The 22152-nt window shown below is 33.6% G+C and carries 19 protein-coding genes; 7 read left to right on the top strand and 12 right to left on the bottom strand.

Annotation, left to right across the window (positions count from 1 at the left end; genetic code table 11):
• Positions 1 to 55: 55 nt before the first annotated feature.
• The 8 genes from NCC77_RS00460 to NCC77_RS00425 form a co-directional block, all read right to left on the bottom strand.
• A complete protein-coding gene (locus NCC77_RS00460; protein WP_250833902.1) occupies positions 56 to 1819 on the bottom strand; it encodes an aromatic amino acid hydroxylase in 1764 nt (587 codons plus the stop codon).
• A gap of 137 nt (positions 1820 to 1956) precedes the next feature.
• On the bottom strand, positions 1957 to 2397 hold the full coding sequence (locus NCC77_RS00455; RefSeq protein ID WP_250833901.1) for a hypothetical protein: 441 nt from the start codon (positions 2395 to 2397) through the stop codon (positions 1957 to 1959).
• Between the two features lie 76 nt (positions 2398 to 2473).
• Positions 2474 to 2884, bottom strand: a complete 411-nt coding sequence (locus tag NCC77_RS00450) for a group III truncated hemoglobin (RefSeq protein ID WP_129746285.1) — start codon at positions 2882 to 2884, stop codon at positions 2474 to 2476.
• Between the two features lie 77 nt (positions 2885 to 2961).
• A complete protein-coding gene (ilvA, locus tag NCC77_RS00445) occupies positions 2962 to 4206 on the bottom strand; it encodes a threonine ammonia-lyase IlvA (protein WP_250833900.1) in 1245 nt (414 codons plus the stop codon).
• 340 nt (positions 4207 to 4546) lie between these two features.
• Positions 4547 to 5083, bottom strand: a complete 537-nt coding sequence (locus NCC77_RS00440; protein WP_250833899.1) for a DUF4136 domain-containing protein — start codon at positions 5081 to 5083, stop codon at positions 4547 to 4549.
• A gap of 108 nt (positions 5084 to 5191) precedes the next feature.
• The gene (gene hutU, locus NCC77_RS00435; protein ID WP_250833898.1) at positions 5192 to 7168 is read right to left on the bottom strand and encodes a urocanate hydratase; all 1977 of its coding nucleotides are present in this window, start codon (positions 7166 to 7168) and stop codon (positions 5192 to 5194) included.
• 475 nt (positions 7169 to 7643) lie between these two features.
• Positions 7644 to 8618, bottom strand: coding sequence for a 2-hydroxyacid dehydrogenase (locus NCC77_RS00430; RefSeq protein WP_250833897.1), 975 nt, complete (start codon positions 8616 to 8618; stop codon positions 7644 to 7646).
• An 11-nt stretch (positions 8619 to 8629) separates the two neighbouring features.
• Positions 8630 to 8809, bottom strand: coding sequence for a C1orf53 family protein (locus NCC77_RS00425; RefSeq protein ID WP_095928730.1), 180 nt, complete (start codon positions 8807 to 8809; stop codon positions 8630 to 8632).
• Between the two features lie 115 nt (positions 8810 to 8924).
• On the opposite strand from NCC77_RS00425, the gene NCC77_RS00420 reads away from it, so the two are divergent.
• From NCC77_RS00420 to hemL, 4 genes are all read left to right on the top strand, one after another.
• Positions 8925 to 9260 (top strand): hypothetical protein, encoded by a 336-nt coding sequence (locus NCC77_RS00420; protein WP_250833896.1) that lies wholly within the window; start codon positions 8925 to 8927, stop codon positions 9258 to 9260.
• The gene (locus tag NCC77_RS00415; protein WP_250833895.1) at positions 9257 to 10165 is read left to right on the top strand and encodes a 1-aminocyclopropane-1-carboxylate deaminase/D-cysteine desulfhydrase; all 909 of its coding nucleotides are present in this window, start codon (positions 9257 to 9259) and stop codon (positions 10163 to 10165) included. Before NCC77_RS00420 ends, NCC77_RS00415 begins: the two co-directional genes overlap by 4 nt.
• The gene (locus NCC77_RS00410) at positions 10158 to 11057 is read left to right on the top strand and encodes a glucosaminidase domain-containing protein (protein ID WP_250833894.1); all 900 of its coding nucleotides are present in this window, start codon (positions 10158 to 10160) and stop codon (positions 11055 to 11057) included. The genes NCC77_RS00415 and NCC77_RS00410 overlap by 8 nt, the downstream gene beginning before the upstream one ends.
• Positions 11058 to 11181: 124 nt before the next feature.
• A complete protein-coding gene (gene hemL / locus NCC77_RS00405; protein ID WP_250833893.1) occupies positions 11182 to 12468 on the top strand; it encodes a glutamate-1-semialdehyde 2,1-aminomutase in 1287 nt (428 codons plus the stop codon).
• A gap of 46 nt (positions 12469 to 12514) precedes the next feature.
• Here the strand turns inward: hemL and NCC77_RS00400 are convergent, their stop codons facing one another.
• Positions 12515 to 12955 carry a DUF4890 domain-containing protein gene (locus tag NCC77_RS00400; RefSeq protein WP_250833892.1) on the bottom strand — a complete coding sequence of 147 codons (441 nt, stop codon included), beginning with the start codon at positions 12953 to 12955 and terminating at the stop codon, positions 12515 to 12517.
• Between the two features lie 192 nt (positions 12956 to 13147).
• On the opposite strand from NCC77_RS00400, the gene NCC77_RS00395 reads away from it, so the two are divergent.
• Together NCC77_RS00395 and NCC77_RS00390 are read left to right on the top strand one after the other, a co-directional pair.
• Positions 13148 to 14149: a 2-hydroxyacid dehydrogenase gene (locus tag NCC77_RS00395; protein ID WP_250833891.1), complete on the top strand. Its 1002-nt coding sequence runs from the start codon at positions 13148 to 13150 to the stop codon at positions 14147 to 14149.
• A 27-nt stretch (positions 14150 to 14176) separates the two neighbouring features.
• Positions 14177 to 14773 (top strand): hypothetical protein, encoded by a 597-nt coding sequence (locus tag NCC77_RS00390; protein ID WP_250833890.1) that lies wholly within the window; start codon positions 14177 to 14179, stop codon positions 14771 to 14773.
• 101 nt (positions 14774 to 14874) lie between these two features.
• Here NCC77_RS00390 and NCC77_RS00385 read toward each other — a convergent pair whose 3' ends face one another.
• The 3 genes from NCC77_RS00385 to lysS form a co-directional block, all read right to left on the bottom strand.
• Entirely contained in the window at positions 14875 to 17682 is a 2808-nt protein-coding gene (locus NCC77_RS00385) for a DUF2135 domain-containing protein (RefSeq protein ID WP_250833889.1), read from the bottom strand.
• A gap of 82 nt (positions 17683 to 17764) precedes the next feature.
• The gene (locus NCC77_RS00380; protein ID WP_250833888.1) at positions 17765 to 18910 is read right to left on the bottom strand and encodes a S1 family peptidase; all 1146 of its coding nucleotides are present in this window, start codon (positions 18908 to 18910) and stop codon (positions 17765 to 17767) included.
• 385 nt (positions 18911 to 19295) lie between these two features.
• Positions 19296 to 20996 (bottom strand): lysine--tRNA ligase, encoded by a 1701-nt coding sequence (gene lysS / locus NCC77_RS00375; RefSeq protein WP_095928745.1) that lies wholly within the window; start codon positions 20994 to 20996, stop codon positions 19296 to 19298.
• A 293-nt stretch (positions 20997 to 21289) separates the two neighbouring features.
• Between lysS and NCC77_RS00370 the strand changes: the two genes are divergently transcribed.
• Positions 21290 to 22093, top strand: a complete 804-nt coding sequence (locus NCC77_RS00370; protein ID WP_250833887.1) for a hypothetical protein — start codon at positions 21290 to 21292, stop codon at positions 22091 to 22093.
• Positions 22094 to 22152 lie beyond the last annotated feature (59 nt).

The raw sequence follows: 22152 nt of genomic DNA, 5'->3' as shown, positions 1-22152 counted from the left end.
AGCTTAAATCTGCAAAATCTGCGTGAAAAACAAAATGATATAAAAACTTTGCGCCTTAGTGCCTTTGTGGCAAATTATCAAAAATCAAATCCAATCCACCAGAAATTAAATGCGCAATTTCGGGACGTCTTTCTTTCAATTGATCCAGATATACCAAAACTTCTTGCAAAAGCTGTTTCTCATCTGAATCTTTCAGAAGCTCGGCAATTTCGATATTTAACAGCCAGTCATTTGAATGATTACTTTTGACTTTTTCAAAAACCGATTTCAATTCCGATTTAGAGTCATTATTATTTCTTATGTTTCTAACTGTAGCATATAAAACTTCCAATTCATCACGTTCCTCAGTATGTTTCGCTTTAATTGTTTTTGTTGAAGGAACAATATTAATTAAATCAAAACTATTCACATCGGCTGGGCCAGAGAATGCAGAAATCACTTTTTTACCAATTGCCATATCATAATTACCCCATTCAGGCTGAAACAAAATAGTTTCTCCATGAGTAACGGTACAATTTTTAAAACTAATTAGAATGATTTCTCCATGTAAGTTCCTAGAACCTGTAATGATTTCGCCCTCCACAATAATATTGCCTTCAAATTCCAGTTTTACAGTTTCGTTTTCTACAATACTGTAAGCCTGTAAATCTTTCGGACTCATATCTTCAATCGCCAGATTAAAACCTTTTAGTTTCCCGATCGGACTTCCAAATCCATGCGGATGCGTTAAAGTTCCGTGACCAACTAATTCTTTTTCGCGGTAAGAAAGAGCTGTTTTTCCAGTAGTCTGAATGTAAACTGGTTTTCCTTCTTCTTCAATTACATTGGTAAAAACTCCAGAAATTTGTAAACCTGTACTTAATTCTATTGTTCCTAAAGCATTCGATTGAATCAGTTTCTGGATACCCGACAAACCTCCAGTTCGTAAAGCCATTTTATTTGCAAATTCTTCCAAAATCAAACTCAAATAAGAGAAATTTGGCGTTACATATAGCTGAGGTTGCAATTGAGTAATATCAAAATTCTGATTGGCTGCAGAAATATCATACGGAATTTTCTTCACATTATCAGTCATGCACCAAGCGCTTTCTCCAATAGAAGAAAGTAATCCCGCACCATAAATTTTTGGATTTTCAACCGTTCCAATCAAACCGTATTCAACGGTCCACCAGTGCAGGTTTCGAATTTGAGCCATTTCAGATAATTCGCCCATGTTGTTTTGCAAATCGGCAACCGCTTTTTCGGCCTCATCGATTTTTTCTTGTGGCGTATCTTCTGCTTCTTTTAAAATAGAAAGCAGACGAATCGCTTCATACATTTGATAATCTTTATGAGAAGAAATCGCTTTACAGCCAATTTCGCCAAAACGTCTTAAATATTCGGCATATTCTGGATTGGCAATAATAGGAGCGTGACCTGCACCTTCGTGAATGATGTCTGGAGCAGGAGTATATTCAATATGTTCTAATTGTCTAATGTCTGAAGCAATAACCAAAACATTATAAGCTTGAAATTCCATAAAAGCATTTGGCGGAATAAAGCCATCAACTGCAACCGCAGCCCATCCAATTTCACTTAGAATTCGGTTCATGCCGTACATGCTCGGAATAGAATCAATTTCGATTCCTGTTTTGCGTAAACCTTCTAAATAAGAATGATGTGCAACTTTAGAAAGATAATCTACATTTTTGCGCATAACATATCGCCAAACCGCTTGATTGATAGGAGTGTAGTCACTATAATCTTGAGGTTTAATAAATTGCTGTAAATGCTTCGGCAATCTCTCTAATAACGGATTGGTTTCAATATTTGGATTCATTTCGAAAACGTTGTAGATTAAAATGTAAAATTACGAATTTAAGACTCCATTTTTTATCATCCATCGCAAAATTTTTATTCGAAATTGACTTTTATTGCATTTTTTTAGATTTTTAAAGAGCTGAAATAAATGCGATTTTAGCAGTCGTTATTATCGAAACTTACTCTTTCCATTGTTTGTTGATAGTTTTCAATCTCTTTTTTGGTCATTGGAGTTTCTTTTACCTCTACTTTCAATTGTTTTTTAGCATCAGGGCTAATCCATAAACCGGTGAAAGTATTGCCGCTTTTCTGTAAGATTAAAACACCACTGAAATTGTGTTCAACCATAACAAACTCATTTTCTTTCTTTTTGTTTTGAGTAGGATAAATTTGAATCCAATTTTTTGATTTATTGTAGCGATACATAGCCGCATAGCTTAAATCGGCATTGCATTGATTTTCTGATGTCTGAATGTAAAGTGTAATCGGGGTTTTTCCATCGACAGTTCCTTTGTATAAATTAGAAGCTGTGGTTTGTGCTGATAATTGGTTTAAAAATGAGAAACAGATTGCAATAAAGAAAATAACTTTTTTCATAAATAAAAGAATATAGATTTGGGTTTAATTCATTTTATCAAATATAAAGTTCTGCTTTTTAATTGAAAGAAATTTTTTAAGATTTTTTTATTGCATTTCTCATTTCATTTTCTGCATTTCTAAAATACTCAATTTTATGGCTAAACATAAAAGCCATATTCGTAGCGCGCATTTTGGCTTCTTCGGTTATTGGTCCTGCAAATTGTGAATCGATTGTCGAATTAAAAATAGCGATCCAACGGTCAAAGTGCGTTTTGTCTACTGGTAACTGTTTATGTGGAGGAAAAGGCGTTCCAGAATAAGCGCGAACATCAAATAGAATCGTCTGCCAAAAATTGTACATTTTTTGCAGATGAGGTTCCCAACGGTCTTGTAATTTATCATTAAATATCGGCCCGATTAAATCGTCCTTTCTAACATTTGCATAAAAGCTATTAACCATTTGCTGAATGTCTTCTATTGTCGAAATATCTTTTAAAGCTGTCATTTTTTAAGTTTTAAAGTAAAATGCAAAAATACGATAACTTCTTTTTTGTTTTCTGACATTTATCATTTCAGACAAGATTATCCAATCAATTGTGTAAACAAATCTTGATTATCATTCAGGTATTGAAACTCAAAACCATTTTCGGTCATTTTTAATTTAATAGGCATAATGTCGTTTTTGTTTTTCAATTCTAAACCAACGACAACAGAACCAACTTCGCGACTGTTTTTCTTAGCAAACTGAAAATACGTGATGTCATCATCAGGCCCTAAAATATTATTGACAAATTCTTTTAAAGCTCCTGGACGCTGTGGAAACTGAATCATAAAATAGTGCATCAAACCTTCATAAAGTAGAGAACGCTCTTTTATTTCGGCAGTTCTTTCAATATCATTATTGCTTCCGCTTACAATACAAACTACATTTTTACCTTTAATTTTATCTTTGTAAAAATCTAAAGCTGCAATTGTTAATGCTCCTGCTGGTTCAACAACCATTGCTTCTTCATTATACAATCTTAAAATTGTAGTGCAGACTTTTCCTTCGGGAACCAAAATTATATCTTCCAGATTATATCGGCAGATTTCAAAAGTTTTATCTCCAACTTGTTTTACAGCAGCTCCATCTACAAATTTGTCTATAGTTTTTAGTGCCGTATTTTTGTTTTCTTCAAGCGAAGTTTTCATTGAAGGCGCACCTTTTGGTTCGACTCCTATTATTTTGGTATTTGGACTTAAATGCTTAAAAACTTCAGACAATCCCGAAGCCAATCCGCCGCCTCCGATTGGAACAAAAACATAATCGATAGGTTCTTTACAACTTTCTAAGATTTCTAACCCAACAGTTCCTTGTCCAGCAATTACTTTTTCATCATCAAAAGGGTGAATAAATGTTTTATGATTTTTTATAGCATCAGCAGTTGCAGAAGCATAAGCGTCATCAAAAGTATCTCCAGTTAAAACAATTTCAACAAACGATTTCCCGAATAATTGAACTTGCTTTACTTTTTGTTTTGGAGTTGTTTTAGGCATATAAATTTTGCCTTGAATCTTTAAAAGATTGCAAGAATAGGCAACACCTTGAGCATGATTTCCTGCACTGGCACAAACAATTCCGTTTGCTTTTTCTTTTTCATTTAACGAAGAAATCTTATTGTAAGCACCCCGAATTTTATACGAACGAACAATTTGCAAATCTTCTCTTTTTAATAAAATAGTAGATTCAAATTCGTCTGAAAGGTTCAAATTTTGGGTTAGAGGAGTAGCGGCAACTACATTTTCAAGCTGCTTTTGGGCATTAAGTACTTCGTTAAATAAACTCATGATGTTTTGTTTTTATTTTTTTTGCCACAGATTAAAAGGATTATAATGATTTTTAATCTGTGTGAATCTGTGAAATCTGTGGCAAAAAATATTTGTCTTGAACTTTCTTAAAATAAAAAACCTCCCGATTGGGAGGTTTCTATAAATTATATTTTACAAACTTATATAACACCTCGCCATTACTGCTGAATTGCAATAATGCTAATAATAGCGATAATAATGTTGTTAAAGTTTTTCATTTTTCTAGTTGATTGAGTAGCAAATGTATTAATTATTTCTGGAAAGTTCACAACTATTTAAAGTTTTATAAAAGCTGAGAACTGCCAATTGCGACTGAAAACTATTTTTTAACTGGCGGATATTGAGCTAAAATTTTGCCTACAAATTCAGCAATTTTTTCATCTTTTTTATCGATGTTTCTTGTCAAAGTTCCGATTCCTTCACCTTGCCAGATCATTTCTTTCTTTTTAGCATCGATCAAATCAATGTACAAAGTTCCTTCAGTAGAAGTAGAAACGGTAGTTTGATTTCCATACATCATATAAGGATTCCAACCCCAGCCCCAGCCATAACCCCAGCCAGCACTAAATTGGTTTACATCTACCTGCTCTCTTGATTTAGTAAAAATATTGATCAGCAAATCTGGATTGTCGCTTTTTGTAAATCCTTTAGCTTGCATTTGATCATCAATAGCGCGTAGAATTCTTCTTTTGTCTAAATCTGATATTTCAACCTTGTCAATTCCGGGCTTAAAATAGGCGTACGTTTTATAAGGCGCAAAATCGACAGTTTTGTCATAATCAGAATAAACAGTCACACTGCTACATGAAGTAAGGATCAAAAGCAGGAAAAACGGAATTAACTTTAGTGTTTTCATATATTCAAAAATTAAATGTTCTTTTTTTAAGTCTGTTAGGCTGAGCGGAATCGAAGACCTTTCGTTGTTGTAAGCCTTCGACTTCGCTCAGGATGACATTGCATTATTTTAAAGCAAACTTTCGTCAACTAAATTTGGTAAAGTCACTTTTAATAAAGGCTCAACTTCCATGGCTCTTTTTATGGCAAAAACAGCACCTTCATTTCGAGCCCAGCTTCTTCTTGAAATTCCGTTGTTAACATCCCAGAAAAGCATTGATGCTAAACGTTTTGAAGCCTCTGTAGAACCATCAAGAACCATACCAAAACCACCATTTATAACCTCACCCCAGCCAACTCCGCCGCCATTGTGTATAGAAACCCAAGTTGCTCCCCTAAAGCTATCTCCGATAACATTATGAATTGCCATATCGGCGGTAAAACGAGATCCGTCATAGATGTTGGAAGTCTCTCTATAAGGAGAATCAGTTCCTGAAACGTCGTGGTGATCGCGTCCTAAAACAACCGCGCCAATTTCACCTTTTGCAATTGCCTGATTAAAAACTTCTGCAATCTTGATTCGGCCTTCTGCATCAGCATACAAGATTCGAGCTTGTGAACCTACAACCAATTTATTTTCCTGTGCGCCTTTAATCCATTTAATATTATCCTGCATTTGCTGCTGAATTTCATTTGGAGCGGTTTCAGCCATTTTTTCCAAAACTTCGCAAGCAATTGCATCTGTTTTTAATAAATCTTCTGGTTTCCCTGAAGTACAAACCCAACGGAAAGGACCAAATCCATAATCGAAACACATTGGGCCCATAATATCCTGAACGTAACTTGGATATTTAAAATCGATATTATTTTCGGCCATTACATCGGCTCCTGCTCGAGAAGCTTCTAATAAAAAGGCATTTCCGTAATCAAAAAAGTAAGTTCCTTTTGCAGTGTGTTTGTTAATTGCATCTGCATGACGACGTAACGTTTCCTGAACTTTTTCTTTAAATAATTCTGGATTATTGGCCATCAAATCATTTGCTTCTTCAAAAGAAATTCCAACTGGATAATAACCACCAGCCCACGGATTATGAAGCGAAGTCTGGTCTGAACCTAAATCGATCTTGATATTTTCTTCATCAAAACGTTCCCAAACATCTACCACATTTCCTAAATAGGCAATAGAAACCGTTTCTTTATTGGCTTTCGCCAAAGTGACTCTGGCAACCAATTCGTCTGTAGAAGTTACCACTTCATTAATCCAGCCTTGTTCGTGACGAATTTTTGTGATTTTCGGATTTACCTCAGCACAAACCGTAATACAACCTGCAATATTTCCTGCTTTCGGTTGTGCGCCAGACATTCCGCCAAGACCAGAAGTTACAAATAAACTTCCTTCAGGATTTTGTTTTATTTTTCTAAAACCGTTTAAAACCGTAATTGTCGTTCCGTGCACAATTCCCTGCGGGCCAATGTACATATAACTTCCCGCCGTCATTTGTCCGTATTGCGAAACTCCCAATGCATTCATTTTTTCCCAATCGTCAGGTTTCGAGTAATTCGGAATCACCATTCCGTTAGTAACCACAACTCTCGGCGCTTCTTTATGCGAAGGGAATAATCCCATTGGGTGTCCTGAATACATGGTTAAAGTCTGCTCGTCTGTCATTTCAGATAAATATTGCATCGTCAATAAATACTGCGCCCAGTTTTGAAAAACGGCTCCGTTTCCTCCATACGTAATCAATTCATGTGGATGCTGTGCAACAGCATAATCCAGATTGTTCTGAATCATGTGCATAATCGCTTTTGCCTGCAATGATTTTCCAGGATATTCATCAATTGGTCTTGCGTACATTCTGTAATCTGGACGAAGACGATACATATAAATACGGCCGTATTCTTCTAATTCTTCTAAAAATTCAGGAAGTAATTCGGCGTGATGTTTTGGATCGAAATAACGTAAAGCATTTTTCAGCGCCAACTTTTTTTCTTCTGCCGAAAGAATTTCTTTTCGTTTCGGAGCATGATTAATTGCTGGATCGTAAGCCTGCTTTGATGGTAGTATAGAAGGTATTCCTTGTTGTATTTGTTCTGTGAAAGTCATTTTTTTTTAAGATTCTAAGATGCTGAGATTCTAAGTTACTAAGATATTGAGCTTAGATTAACATCAGATTAATTTTTGTTTTTTTAATTATGCCGCCCCGCTGGGGCTTATATCTGACAAACGTTTAAATAATTTCTATAAATATTTCGCTCCTCTGGAGCTAATAAAATAAAGCCTTGGAAAGGCAAAATATTTATAGAAAAACAGTAACCCCAATATAAAAGCTCCAGCGTAGCGAAATATTAGCCAACGAAATTGGAAATTAAAATTTATTTTAATTTCCTCATTTTCAAATTGACTCATTGGCAAATTATCACATTTTCTAATTAAAAAGAGCTAGGGATAACGGATATCCGACCTATGATACGATTTGTAAATCGTAATCTTAAACTTTCTTGAACGAATATCCATTTATAATTTTAGATTTTAGATTGTTGATTTTAAATTGGAATTTGAAATTTAAAAAATTGGAATTTTAAATATAAACTTCTTCATTAACACAAAACGGCATTTTTTTATTTTCAAAAAGCGCAATAATATTTTGAGCTGCGCAAATCGCCATTGCATTTCTAGCTTCATAAGTTGCAGAGCCAATATGTGGTAAAATGCAACAATTAGAAAGTGATAATAACGGATTGTCTGATTTCATTGGTTCAGGATTGGTAACATCCAATCCTGCGCCCCAGATTATACTATTCGTTAGCGCCTCAAATAAATCATTTTCATTATGGAATTTTCCTCTTGCCGTGTTGATGAAAATCGAATTAGATTTCATTTTAGCAAAAGCATTTTTATTGAAAATTTCGTTGTTTTCTTCTGTATAATTCGAATGAACACTTAAAACATCACTTTCTGCAAGTAACGTTTCAAAATCTACATATTTCGCATCCAATTCTTTTTCGGCAATTTCATTATGAGAACGATTGTGGTAAATTATGTTCATTCCGAATGCGGCCTTACATTTTTTAGCCATTTCAAAACCAATTCTTCCCAAACCAAAAATTCCAAGTGTTTTAACGTAAAGTTCCTGTCCTAAATTAGCCAAAGGGTCAAAACTTCCCCAGTTATCATTTAAAATCCTTTTATGATTGAAAAATGACTTTCTCGCAACACTTTGCATCAATAAAAAAGCAACATCCGATGTAGCTCTGCTTAAAACATCTGGCGTATTCCCAACAGGAATTTTTCTGCTGTTAGCCGATGGAATATTGACAGAATCAAATCCGACAGAAAACAGTGCGATACCTTTTAAATTGGGACATTGCTGAAAAAAATCTTCATCAAACTTGTTTGTTCCAACATTTAGCAGTGCATCATGTTCTTGACAGATTTTTATAAACTCATCTCTTGACAATGCATTTTCTGTTGGATTTATTGTAAAGGTAATGCCTTTGTCTTGAAGCAATTTAATGCCAACTTCTGGTATATTTTTATTGATAAAAATCTTCATCTTGTGGTATTCTAATTTTTATTTATTCTTCCTGTTTTTTTATCATATCCGTACGGGCAGTGGCGACAACCGCTTTTGCAACAATAACCACGTTTTAAATGATGTTTTTCAGTAAAGCATTTGTAACCTTCGGGCGTATAGTAAAAATCTTCGCCTTCGATTAATTTATTTTCATTACTTTGCTCTTTCATAAATCTGCTTCGGGTTCTTTTTCGAATAAACTAAAATCAAAAATATAAATATTTGATTATGATTTTATTGAAATCGAACAATTTTATAGCTACAAATTTATAAATTTTACAGCCAATGTTTCTGATTGTTGCTAAATATTTAATTCCGAAAGGGTATCGAGGAATGACTTTATTTCCTTTCGTTTTAGTTAAATATGATTTTGATAAAGCAAACGGGACTTTTGTAAATCATGAAAAAATACATTTGAGGCAACAATTAGAAATGCTAGTTCTGCCATTTTTTATTTGGTATGTTGTAGAATTTTTAATTCGTTTAATTCAATACAAAAACAAAGATCTAGCGTATCGAAATATTAGTTTTGAAAGAGAAGCTTACACAAAAGAAACCGATTTAAATTATCTGAAAAATAGATCCTTTTTCCAGTTTCTACATTACATTAAATTAAAATGAATCCAGTTTTCAATCAGTCCATCAATATTCAATTTCCGAATGATATTTCGTTGACTATAAAGCGTGAAGATCTCATTCATCCTTTTGTTTCGGGGAATAAATTTAGAAAACTAAAATACAATTTACTTCAGGCGAAAGCCGAAAATAAAATCACTTTACTGACTTTTGGCGGAGCATTTTCCAATCATATTGCAGCAGTTGCTTATGCGGGAAAAGAACAAGGTTTCAAAACCATCGGAATAATTCGAGGCGATGAACTTTTAGATAAAATAGAAAAGAATCCAACTTTGAAATTTGCCCAAGAAAACGGAATGCAATTTGAATTTGTTTCTAGAGAAGAGTATCGTTCAAAAAATGAGACTTCATTTATAGAAAAGCTTAAAGAGCAATTTGGAGATTTTTATTTGGTTCCCGAAGGCGGTACAAACGAACTCGCTGTAAAAGGCTGTGAAGAGATTTTAACAGAAGAAGATTCGACTTTCAACTACGTTTGCTGTGCAGTTGGAACGGGTGGCACGATTTCAGGATTAATCAATAGTGCATTGCCAAATCAGAAAATTTTGGGCTTTCCAGCGTTAAAAGGTGACTTTTTAACCGATGAAATTCGTATTTTTGCAAAAAAAGATAACTGGAATTTAATTTCTGACTATCATTTTGGAGGTTACGGAAAGATAAATTTAGAATTAATCGAATTTATTAATGCTTTTTTTGAAAAAACAAAAGTGCCGTTAGATCCAATTTATACAGGAAAGATGGTTTTTGGCGTTATAGATTTAATCAGCAAAAATTATTTTCCTGTACATTCAAAAATTCTACTCATTCACACTGGCGGATTGCAGGGAATTGATGGAATGAATATAAAGTTGAAGCAGAAGAAATTACCAATACTAAAAACCAATGATTAAAAAAATTGTATTACTTCTCGTAATATTAGCTTTAGCAAGCTGCTCTTCTAGTAAGCCTGCTATCGCGACGACTAAAAAAGCGGCAGCAGTTCAATCTCGAACGGCAGCGACAAAAAGAAGTACTCCTGTTAAGCCAATCGGTAAAAATTACCCTTCTACAAATAATACAACTGAGGTTATTCAATCTACTTCCAAAACAGTTGTTACCAGCGATTTGATTAATAATTATGTATTGCTTTACAAAGATATTGCAATGGGAAACATGAAAACGTACGGAATTCCAGCGAGTATTATTCTGGCGCAAGGAATTTTGGAATCTGGTGCAGGAAGAGGAGATTTGGCTGTAGATGCTAATAATCACTTTGGTATAAAATGTCATAATGATTGGTTAGGAGAAAGTGTTCGCCACGATGATGATTCGGCTCAGGAATGTTTTAGAAAATATCCTCAGGCATCAGAATCCTATAGAGATCATGCTTTATTTTTGGTTGGAAAAAAGCGATATGCAACTTTATTTACTTACGAAAAAGACGATTATAAATCTTGGGCAAAAGGCTTGAGAGCGGCAGGTTATGCAACAGATCCGAAATATCCAGATAAGTTAATTAGTTATATCGAACGTTATAATCTGCATCAATACGATTGCCAGGTGACAGGAAGAAACTATGTTCCGATAAATACTTCGACTCCACCCAAAAAATCATCTTATGATGTCGCTTCTGATCCAAAGATCAATATGAACCAATATGATCCAAATTCATACGAAGTTCAAAAAGGAGATACATTGTATTCCATATCAAAGAAATTCAATTTATTGGTTGAGGATTTAAAAAGAAAAAATAATCTAACGGATAATGCGATTTCAATTGGACAGAGACTTAAGGTTAAGTAATTAAGTGGTCAGTTTTTAGTGTTCAGTCTCAGTGGCAGTTTTCAGTTCTGTTGAAATTAATCTAGAAATTAAAATAGGTTTTCAGTTTTAATCTAAAATCTGAATTCTAAAATCAAAAATAAGAATGTTATATAAAAGAAGTAGTCAGCTTTTTGCTGAAGCAGAAAAAGTAATTCCGGGAGGAGTAAATTCACCAGTAAGAGCATTTAAAGCCGTTGGCGGAACTCCGATTTTTGTAAAAAGTGCCAAAGGTGCTTATTTATATGATGAAGACGGAAACAAATTAATAGATTATATTAACTCTTGGGGACCAATGGTTTTAGGTCACGCTTATCAGCCAGTTGTTGATGCTGTTATTGAAAAAGCAAAACTAGGAACTTCATTTGGTATGCCTACAGAATTGGAAACTGAAATCGCTGCTTTGGCTGTTTCTATGGTTCCAAATATTGATAAAATTCGTTTTGTAAATTCAGGTACAGAAGCTTGTATGAGTGCAATTCGTTTGGCTCGAGGATTTACAAAAAGAGATAAAATTGTAAAATTTGCAGGTTGTTACCACGGACATTCAGATTCATTTTTGATTCAGGCAGGAAGTGGAGCTGTAACTTTTGGTTCGCCAAATAGCCCTGGAGTTACAGAAGGAACAGCAAAAGATACTTTGTTAGCCAAATACAATGATTTAGAGAATGTAAAAACTTTAATCGAAGCTAATAAAGGAGAAATTGCTGCGATTATCATTGAAGCAGTTGCAGGAAATATGGGATGTATTCCTCCTCAAGAAGGATTCTTGCAAGGCTTAAGAGATTTGTGTACTGCAAACGGAATCTTATTGATTTTTGATGAAGTAATGACAGGTTTCCGTTTGGCTCGCGGTGGTGTACAGGAATTATATGGTATCGATGCTGATATCGTGACTTTCGGAAAAGTTATCGGTGGTGGATTGCCAGTTGGAGCTTTTGCAGCACGAGAAGAAATTATGAATTATTTAGCTCCTCTTGGACCAGTTTACCAAGCGGGAACATTATCTGGGAATCCATTAGCAATGGCAGCGGGATTGGCAATGCTAAAAGCACTTGATTCGGATAGAGAAGTTTTTACTCGTTTAGAAGAAAAAACAGCTTATTTAGAAGCAGGAATTGATAGAGTTTTAAAAGCAAATAATGTCGCGTTTACAATCAATCGAGTTGGTTCTATGATCTCGGTTCACTTTGATGCCAATCCAGTTACTGATTTCCAAACTGCTGCAAAAGGAGATAACGAAACATTCAAGAAATTCTTCCACGGATTATTGCAAGAAGGTGTTTACATTGCGCCATCTGCATACGAAACGTGGTTTATTACAGATGCATTAACTTACGAAGATTTAGATTTTACGATCAATGCGATTGATAAAGTTTCGAAAACATTTTAGATAACAAAAAAGAGGCTTAAAAAGCCTCTTTTTTTTATGCATCAAATTAGATTTTATCTTTTTTGTGCTCTTTCATTTTATCCCTCATTTTGTCTTTTTTCTCTTCTTGTAGGGCTTTCCATTTTGTGTATTGATCAGCTTTTAAGATCGATTTCATTTTAGCATCATTTGCTGCGACTTCGTCTTCCATTTGTTTTTTGAAAGCCGCTTTTTCTTCAGCAGTTGGTTTTGTGTTGCTATCTTTTTTTTCTTTTCTAGCTTCTCTAAATTTTTCGGCTTTTGCACTTCTATCTGCTAAAAGCTGCTTTATCTGTGCTTGCTGACTAGCATCTAAACTTAATTCTGTAGTCAGTTTTTGAAGCTGTTTCTCATTACGCTGTTCTGGAGTCATTCTCTCTCTTTGTTCACGCGCCGGTTTTTGATCCGTTTCTTGTGCAAAACTTGCTATTCCAACAAATAACATAGCTGCGATAAATAATTTTTTCATATTCAAGTTTTTTTAATTGTTTTTAAGATTAGACTTTATTAATTAAAACAGGTTTAATCACTATTTTAAAATTATGTTTTATTTAACAGGTTGAAAAGTAGTTGATTAATGATTTTGTTAAGCGCGCATTGAAAATATTTTCTTATTTTTAAAGTATCAAGAAATTTGAAACGAAGAATTAATTCCAGAACCATGAGTAAAATCGCCTTTTTTTCCACACAGCCTTACGACAAAACGTTTTTCAATAAATACAATGAAGATTTTGGTTTTCAGCTGGATTTTTTTGAAACACAGTTAAATCCTCAGACTGTTGCTTTAATTGAAGAATGTGAGATTGTCTGTGTTTTTGTAAATGATATTGTAAACGAAACGGTCATTAAACAATTAGCAGAAAAAAAAGTAAAAATAATTGCTTTGCGTTGCGCTGGATTTAATAATGTCGATTTAGAAACCGCTAAAAAACACCACATAAAAGTTTGCCGAGTTCCTGCTTATTCTCCACAGGCGGTTGCAGAACATGCAATGGCAATGATTTTAACTTTAAACAGAAAAACACATAAAGCTTATAATAGAGTTAGGGAACAGAATTTCTCTTTAAACGGTTTATTAGGTTTCGATTTATTCGGAAAAACAATTGGAATTATAGGAACAGGAAATATCGGAAAAGCATTTTCTAAAATAGCATTAGGTTTTGGCTGTAAAGTTTTGGCGTATGATATTGTTGAAAGCGATGATATGAAAAAAGACGGCGTTTCTTTTGTTGGTTTAGAAGAGATCTTCAAGGTGAGTGATATTATTTCGTTGCATTGTCCATTAAACGATCAGACGAAACATGTAATCAATAAAACTTCGCTGACTTTTATGAAAGACAGTGTTATGATTATCAATACGAGCCGCGGTGGATTAATAGAAACATCGTCGGTTATTGAAGGCTTAAAAGAAGGGAAAATAGGTTATTTAGGAATTGATGTTTACGAACAAGAAGAAAAATTGTTCTTTAGAGATTTATCGGCAGATATTATTCAAGACGACGCGATTCAGCGTTTAATGAGTTTTCCGAATGTATTGGTAACAGCGCATCAAGCATTTTTTACCAACGAAGCTTTGACTCAAATTGCATTGGTGACTTTCAATAACATAAAATCATTATTGATGCAGAATGATATTGAAAATAAAGCAGCATTATTAGTATAATTGATCGCGAATTTAAAACATCAGATTATGAAAAATAGATTTCTGATTTTAATTGCAATTTTGGCATTATCTTCTTGCCAAAACAAAGACAATTCAAAAAATATTGTAAAAACAATTGTTCAAGATACCTTATCTAAAACTCTTGGCGGAACGGCTGATTTAAGTGAAGTTTCCGAAAAAAATGATAAAGAAGTAGCATTAATCCGAAAACAATTGCTGGTTTTATTGGAGAAAGATTTACCTGCAATGACAAAAGAAGACAGATCTTTCTATTATGAAGCTTTCGATTTAAATAACGATAAGAAAGAGGAATATTTTGTTGGTTTCTCTAATTCTTATTTCTGCGGAAGCGGAGGCTGTTCAGGTTATATTTTGAAGAATGACGGAACTGTAATTAATCGTTTCTCTGTAACCGATTTTCCAATTTATGTAACCACTTCAGCAACAGAAAAATTTTATGATTTGATATTTGAAAGCGGAGGAAAATTTCATCTTCTAAAAATGAAAGGTGGAAAATATCCATCTAATCCTTCAGTTCAAGCAGTTATAAAAGGGGATATTCCAAAAGAAAGCACAAAGGTTTTGGATATTCAAGGGAAAAAATTGGAGAAGTATTTGTTTTAAAATAAAAAACCCGACAGATTTTGAAATCTGTCAGGTTTGAAATATTATAAATCCTAATTTTGGAGTTTGGAATTTTTAAATCTTGGATTTTATATATTTTTCTAAAATTCAAATTCTCCAATTAGAATTTTACTATCACTTTCGCGTTTGTTTTCTTTTTGACTCTGGAAAACAGCAATTTTTCGTTCCTGTCTACCATCAGAATAGTAAAGGTAAACTTCTGCCATTACAGTGGTTGGTCCAGAAAGAATATTTTGCCTCTCACCGAAGAAATTCGTCTTGATTTTATATTTCCCTTTAATTGCTTTTTTAAGTAAAAATTGTTCAGGACCAAAACCTTGAGTGAAATCGTTGCTTAATCGTCCTCCTATTTCTGTAGATTTATGCGAGTACGAACAATCTTCTCCTCTTGGATCTGTAACCCAAAGATCTATATCTGTATTGTCTTTATTCCAGTTAATAACAATACGAATGTCTACTGGAAGATTTGCTTTTAGACGATCATCAACTTTGCTTGCATCAACATTTTTGTTTTGGCTCAAAATATTATTGATTTCCATAATCAAGATTTCTTCAATACCATTATCTCTCACAGAAATCTCATCGGTATATTCCTGATACAGCATGCCTTTATAGATATTAAGAGCTTCTTGAGGTTTTTTATTGTCTACCAAGGCCAATGCATAATCTCTATGACTTTGAGGGTCAAATGGTCTCCATTCTAGAATCTTTTGGGTAATCCACAATTCTTTTTCATAATTACCTCTTTGTTTCAATAAGTAAGAGATCGTTTTGTACAATTCTTCGTTTTCCAAATCAAGTTCTGCTAATGTGCTTAAAACCTTTAGAGAAAGTGCTTTGTCTCCTTTTTTGAATAGGAGTTTAGAAACATCAAAATAATAGGTTACCTGTTTCTCATATTTCGGACGATTTTCAAGATATTTCTGATAAATCAATTCAGGAGACTGTAAAGATTGAAAATCTTTCATATACTCTTGAGTGCTTTCTACATCTACCAAAGTTATTTTACCTGTAGCTGTTTTTTTATCGCCTGCTCTACTTTCGGCAGAATATACAGCATTATCGCTAACAACACTTTCTTCTGCCGACGACAATTTTTGTGACTGCTTAGAAATGGTAGGATACTGTTTTTTTTCTGTAGGCTTAAATTCACTGTTCCACCAAGTTGTCAATTCTCGTGTTTTATCAAAAGCTTTAGATAGAAGATTTCTTCTTTTTTCTAAAATTTGTTTTTTGTTTTGCGAAACGATTTTGTTGTATTCTGGTAATAATTCTTGTGGAGGTGTGATGCCAAAACGCACATAATCATTAACATCTTCCAATACGATAAGACTGGTGTTCTTGCTTACAACCCCAAACTGTTCGCTCAGATTTCTAATTTCATCGCTGTTTTGTGTTGAATTAAGTTCCAAATCATTAATTTTTCTTTGCGCCCAAAATTGTGCAAGAGGCCAATTATCTACTTGTACAGCGTTAGTAAAATCTACAGGCACTTCAAATTTCTTATCTCCTACTGAGAAAACAGCAGTAAGTTTATTCAAGTTTGAAGATGAAATTCCAAATATGTTCACTGGTTCGTTTACTGCGGTTCCAACATTGGGGAACAATTCTTGAAGCGTATTTGTTTCTTTAAAGCCTAAAAATACAATAGGAAGCCTTTTATATGTTTTAAGAGCAGATTGCGTATCTAATTCGTTAAGATTGATAAAATTTCCTCCAGATTGCGATGCTAAAAGTTTCAGCAGATTAAAATCAGAAGTTGGTGTGCTCGTTATAGTGTTGACCGGTTTTTTGAATTTTAAAGTTAAATCGCCAAAATTAGAAATTCCGTCAGAAAATAAAAGATATTCGTCTATTGATGAAATTTCTTTTAAAGCACTAAAGTCAGTTCCGCCATCATATTTCAGATTAAGAATTCTGTCTTTTAAGGCATTCCAGTTTCCTCCAGAAACAGTAAATTCTTCTGTTTTTTCAAGGATATTATTTAAAAGGACAAAAGAGACTGCAACATTCTTGTTGTCTGAAAAATACGCATTAAGAAAGTCCAGTTCTTTTTGACGATCTCTTTTTGATCCGCTAAATGAATTATCCCAAATAATAGCAATTTTTTGAGATTTTGCTTTTTCCTTTACAGGGAAATTCATCGCAACACTTGCCGCAAAATAAGATTTATCGTCAGAAGCTTTTTGAAGCATCACATTTGACGATTCGTTTACTTTTGGAATAGCGATTTTAAGGCTTTCATTTGGCGTAAAATTTACTTTATTAATTTCAGCAACCCATTGATTCCCTTTTTTCTGAAAAGTAAAACTTCCATCTGGATTTTCCGTAATTTTAGGAGTGCTCAGACTTTCATTAACTAATACTTTCAGATTGAATTTTGGGATATTAACTGCATTGGCAAAACTTAAAAAATACTGATAATCAGTAGCCGAATTTTTCAATTCCTGATTGTACGTAATTCTAATAAATCTGCTGCCTCTAGCTGTAATGGGATAAATTCTGGTTCTGAAATTGTTTCCGGCTACTTTTTCAATAATCCCTGGATCTACATTTCTTTTTTCAATACTTTCAAATACTTCTTTAGCTCGTTCTTTTGGAACAGGAACGGCATCTCTTAAGCTTCCATTAATGTCCAAAGCATAACCACTCACGCTTACTCCTTCTGGCAACGGAAGGGTAAAATTTCCTTCTAAAATTCTGTCGCCAGGATTGTAAAATGTATAAGTAGCTGTAGTTGAAGCAAGATTTCCTAGAATTTTGGTTTCAATTTTTACCTCCTGTAAGATTACCGAATTTTTTTTCTGATTTTCGACATCCAGAGTTGGAATCTGTGAAAAAGCGGCACAACAGAACAGTAGTGCACAGATGCTAAAAAATTTATTCATAATTGATTAAGTCGATTTTTATTTGATTGGAAATGTGAAAACCCGATTAGATTTAAGTGTCTTTTTTTTGGATTTTCCCAAATTAGAGCGCTTGAATATGCTTAGCTACAATTCCAAAGTTGAAACCCTGCACCTGATCGAATCCACTGAAATTAACTGCAATAAGCTGGCCACATTCATTAAAAACAGGTGAACCACTAGCACCATGTGTAGAAGTTATACTGTATTGAATTTTGTTGCCATCAGATTCTTTACTTATTTGACCATTGTAAAGCTGTACTTTTATACCAGAATTGGTCTGTGCCAAATCTATTCCCATCGGATAGCCCACCATTATCGCTTTTTGCCCTGGAGCTAGAGAAGTATCATTGTCAACAATATTATCAAGACTTATAATATTGGTAACGGTTTGAGGAGTTTTATGATCAGCTACTTGCAAAATACCTAAATCAATATTGCTGTCATCTGAAACTTTTTTCATTTCACAATTAATCCATTCGCTATCAGAATTATGAAGTGCAACTTGAATGTCTACTGTTTTTACATATACTTCAATATTTTCTGCAGAAACATATTCTTTTACTGGAATAGATGCTGCGATATCAGTTGATACTTGCGATGTATCTGTTTCTGTTTCATTAGAACTAACAAATTCTTCACCCGCTGACTCACTAGTCTCTTCGCTCGATTCTTCATATTCTCCCTCTCCTTCACCTTCATCATACGAGACAGAAGCATGTGACCAGTTGTTGCTAATAAAACTTTCATAATCCTCCTCAGAAACATCGGTAGTAAGGATAGAAGCAATCTTCATTCTCAGATTTCGAATAGTAGTATTTACTTTCTCACTTTCTTCTTCAGTTGAATTCCATGGCTGTAAAACATGTCTATTGGTAATCATGTCTCCTTCTGTATCTACAAAAAAGCCTGTTCCGTAAATGGTTTCGTCCTTAGCATCCTCAACATTAAGCGGAATTTCTTTTCCATTAATTTTAGCAAAATAGCCATATTTATGCTTTACAAGTACAACGGCGTTTTTGTAGGTATCATAGATTTTGGTATCTGTACCTAAACAAACAGCTTCTTTTTTAGGCGTAAAATATTTAAATCCTAAAAATCCTGCAGCTGAAATAAAGATAGCAGCGATGATAGCAATTTTGTAACGATTTCTTTTTTTGTTGACTGTTGTTTCTAAGTCTTCGTTTGGGGCGATTTTTCTAATTTTCATTTAAAGGATTGGTTGAAAAATGTTAATTGAATGGGTTTGGGTTAAAAAAAAATAGACTTTATATAAAGTCTATTTTTTCTTCAAATGTAGTAATTTGTTTGCTAAAAAAAAGCAAAAACAAAATCAATTGCATATTCAGTGCTAACCAAATTTTGTTTTGTTTTTTAGTGGTATAGCAAGTCTTGTGAAAGTATTTTCTTGTAAAACAATTTAGAAAAAGTAAAGTGTTGTTTTTCAGTTTTTTAAAAATAAGTTTTGATTTTTGTTTTAAATGGTGATAGGAAGAAGTATTCCTTTAAAAAAAGAAACCCGACAGGTTTTTAAAACCTGTCGGGTTTGAATATTATAAAATCCAACTTGGAATTTGGAATTTTAATTTTGGAATTTACCCCACCAATTCTACAAATTTAAATTCACCTTCAACAGCAACTTTAGTCAAACCGTGTTTAGATAAGTTTTTCATAGATGCATCCCATTTTTTACCACTTAAATTTGCAGTAATTTTTAATTGCTGAAGATCCATTTTATTATCATTTCCTTTCAATAAATCTACAATGAATTTTTCTTCATCAGAAAGTTCAATTAGTTGTTTTTTCTCAGGACGCATTTGAGGGAACAATAAAACTTCCTGAATAGAAGCGTTATTTGTTAAATACATAATCAAACGGTCCATTCCAATTCCCATTCCAGAAGTAGGAGGCATACCGTATTCAAGCGCTCTTAAGAAATCTTCGTCGATAATTCCGTTTGCTTCATCATCACCTTTTGCAGCCAAACGCATTTGATCTTCAAAACGCTCTCTTTGATCAATAGGATCATTTAATTCAGAATATGCATTTGCGATTTCTTTTCCGCAAACCATTAATTCAAAACGCTCCGTCAAATCTGGATTATCGCGGTGCTCTTTACAAAGCGGAGACATTTCTTTTGGATAATCAGTAATGAAAGTTGGCTGAATATAATTTCCTTCACATTTAGCTCCAAAAATCTCATCAATTAATTTTCCTTTACCCATTGTTTCGTCAACCTCGATTCCCATTCCGCGTGCTGCTTCAAACAATTCTTGTTCTGTTTTTCCAGAGATATCAAAACCTGTAAAATGTTTGATAGAATCTGTCATGGTAACGCGTGCATAAGGCGCTTTAAAGTTGATTTTGTGCTCACCAAAAGTAACTTCGCTTGTACCATTTACAGCAATCGCACAATGCTCTAATAAGCCTTCAGCAAACTCCATCATCCAGTTGTAGTCTTTGTAAGCTACATATATTTCCATTGCAGTAAACTCAGGGTTATGCGTTCTGTCCATACCTTCGTTACGGAAGTTTCTAGAGAACTCATAAACACCTTCAAATCCACCAACAATTAATCTTTTTAAGTATAACTCATTTGCAATACGCATGTAAAGCGGAATATCAAGCGAATTATGGTGTGTAATAAATGGTCTCGCCGAAGCACCACCAGGAATGGATTGTAAAACCGGAGTGTCAACTTCCAAATATCCTGCATCGTTAAAATAACCACGCATCGCACTGAACAATTTAGTACGTTTGATGAACGTTTCTTTAACTTGTGGATTTACAGTTAAATCTACATAACGCATTCTATAACGTAATTCAGCGTCATTAAATGCGTCGTGAACATTTCCTTCTTCGTCAACTTTTGGCAACGGAAGCGGGCGCAAAGTTTTACTCAAGAAAGTAAAACCAGAAACACGAATACATTTTGCACCAACTTGTGTAGTAAACAATTCACCTTCAATACCAATAAAATCACCTAAATCGGTTAATTTTTTGAATACTTGATTGTACAAAGTTTTATCATCACCTTCACACAAAACATCGCGATTTACGTACAATTGAATACGTCCTTCGCTATCTTGCAACTCAGCAAAACAAGCTTTACCTTGATCACGAACACTCATCAAACGACCCGCAACGATAACCTTCTTACCCTCTTCAAATGATTCCTTTATCTGCTTAGATGTATGATTTACAGGAAAAAGATTAGCTGGATAAGGATTGATTCCTAAGTTGCGTAAGTTTTGAAGTTTTTCTCTTCTGATGATTTCTTGTTCTGATAATGCCATTTTTGCTTTATTTTTTTAAGTGTGCAAAGATAAAGAAAAGAATGCAGATTTTAGAATGCAGATTTTAGATTTTTTGTGACATCAATTTATTGGGTTTCAATCATCTTTAGTCTGCATTGATGGCTGTTGTACTGAATTCATTTCTAAGAAGTATAAAATCAGTTTTGATCTTAATGATTGATTATTAGTTGTTTATATGAATCCTTAAAAGACAAATTTGAAGTTGTTTTAGATTACAATCAAATAATTATTAAAAGAAAGTATCTTCGCCTGTACAACCTAAATCTAAAAAAATGAAAAAAACTCTACTTTGCTTTTTTGTAATGTTATGTCTGTCAAGTTGTATTCTTAAAGAAAAGATGATTATGAACGAAGATGGATCTGGAACTTTTTCGTACGGTTTTGATATGTCTCCGATGTATAAAATGGGGATGAAAAAAAGTGACTCGACTAAAGTTAATAAAGTAGTAGACACTACTTTTACCTTCAAAGATATGCTTAACAAGTTAAGAGACAGTATTTCTAAATTACCAGATGCAGATAAAGAAAAAATCGAGATGCTGGAGAAAGAAAAAGAGAAACTTAAAATTTTGGAGAATTTTAAAGTTAGCATGAAAGTAAACGACGAGAAACAGCAATTTGAATATACTATGGCAATTGATTTTCCTAGTGGAACAGATTTTAAAACTATTGCAACACCTGCTGAAAGTTTAGAAGCGCTGGCTGCGACAGATAAAAAGAGATTAGGAGCTTTAAGTGCTGCGCCAAAGCCAGAAGAAAAGTCTAATACTACCATTTTTTATGATGGTAAGGTTTTCATTAAAACGGTTACTCCTTCTAAAGACGATAAAAAAGTTAAAAAGAAAAAAGAAAACAAGAAAGATAAAAGCGACGATCCATTCTCTAAAAAAATGGAAGAAATGATGAAAGAATGTAAATATACCGCTGAGTATCAATTCCCCAAAAAGATTAAAACAGTTTCGCTTAAAAATGCAGTACTAACAAAAGACAGAAAAGGTTTTACTGTAGAAGTTCCTCTGGATAATATGCAGGAGAGTAGTGTGGATTTTGGTTTTAAAGTAGAATTTGAGCAATAATTGAGGTTTTCGATAAAATGTGTTTTTAAAAATAGTCTTTGTATCTTTGATAAAAAATA

It is taken from the genome of Flavobacterium tyrosinilyticum (genome assembly GCF_023656565.1).
Classification (GTDB): Bacteria; Bacteroidota; Bacteroidia; order Flavobacteriales; family Flavobacteriaceae; genus Flavobacterium; species Flavobacterium tyrosinilyticum.
The sequence above is the reverse complement of the archived record's forward strand: the minus strand, read 5'-3'. Positions and strand labels throughout refer to the sequence as shown.

Excerpts from the sequence above, each read along its gene's own strand:
- NCC77_RS00425 (WP_095928730.1), bottom strand. The coding sequence starts at position 8,809 with ATGAAAGAGCAAAGTAATGAAAATAAATTAATCGAAGGCGAAGATTTT.
- NCC77_RS00385 (WP_250833889.1), bottom strand. The coding sequence starts at position 17,682 with ATGAATAAATTTTTTAGCATCTGTGCACTACTGTTCTGTTGTGCCGCT.
- NCC77_RS00455 (WP_250833901.1), bottom strand. The coding sequence starts at position 2,397 with ATGAAAAAAGTTATTTTCTTTATTGCAATCTGTTTCTCATTTTTAAAC.
- NCC77_RS00440 (WP_250833899.1), bottom strand. The coding sequence starts at position 5,083 with ATGAAAACACTAAAGTTAATTCCGTTTTTCCTGCTTTTGATCCTTACT.
- hutU (WP_250833898.1), bottom strand. The coding sequence starts at position 7,168 with ATGACTTTCACAGAACAAATACAACAAGGAATACCTTCTATACTACCA.
- ilvA (WP_250833900.1), bottom strand. The coding sequence starts at position 4,206 with ATGAGTTTATTTAACGAAGTACTTAATGCCCAAAAGCAGCTTGAAAAT.
- hemL (WP_250833893.1), top strand. The coding sequence starts at position 11,182 with ATGTTATATAAAAGAAGTAGTCAGCTTTTTGCTGAAGCAGAAAAAGTA.
- NCC77_RS00380 (WP_250833888.1), bottom strand. The coding sequence starts at position 18,910 with ATGAAAATTAGAAAAATCGCCCCAAACGAAGACTTAGAAACAACAGTC.
- NCC77_RS00395 (WP_250833891.1), top strand. The coding sequence starts at position 13,148 with ATGAGTAAAATCGCCTTTTTTTCCACACAGCCTTACGACAAAACGTTT.
- NCC77_RS00415 (WP_250833895.1), top strand. The coding sequence starts at position 9,257 with ATGAATCCAGTTTTCAATCAGTCCATCAATATTCAATTTCCGAATGAT.
- NCC77_RS00390 (WP_250833890.1), top strand. The coding sequence starts at position 14,177 with ATGAAAAATAGATTTCTGATTTTAATTGCAATTTTGGCATTATCTTCT.
- NCC77_RS00450 (WP_129746285.1), bottom strand. The coding sequence starts at position 2,884 with ATGACAGCTTTAAAAGATATTTCGACAATAGAAGACATTCAGCAAATG.
- NCC77_RS00420 (WP_250833896.1), top strand. The coding sequence starts at position 8,925 with ATGTTTCTGATTGTTGCTAAATATTTAATTCCGAAAGGGTATCGAGGA.
- NCC77_RS00430 (WP_250833897.1), bottom strand. The coding sequence starts at position 8,618 with ATGAAGATTTTTATCAATAAAAATATACCAGAAGTTGGCATTAAATTG.
- NCC77_RS00370 (WP_250833887.1), top strand. The coding sequence starts at position 21,290 with ATGAAAAAAACTCTACTTTGCTTTTTTGTAATGTTATGTCTGTCAAGT.
- NCC77_RS00410 (WP_250833894.1), top strand. The coding sequence starts at position 10,158 with ATGATTAAAAAAATTGTATTACTTCTCGTAATATTAGCTTTAGCAAGC.
- NCC77_RS00400 (WP_250833892.1), bottom strand. The coding sequence starts at position 12,955 with ATGAAAAAATTATTTATCGCAGCTATGTTATTTGTTGGAATAGCAAGT.
- lysS (WP_095928745.1), bottom strand. The coding sequence starts at position 20,996 with ATGGCATTATCAGAACAAGAAATCATCAGAAGAGAAAAACTTCAAAAC.
- NCC77_RS00460 (WP_250833902.1), bottom strand. The coding sequence starts at position 1,819 with ATGAATCCAAATATTGAAACCAATCCGTTATTAGAGAGATTGCCGAAG.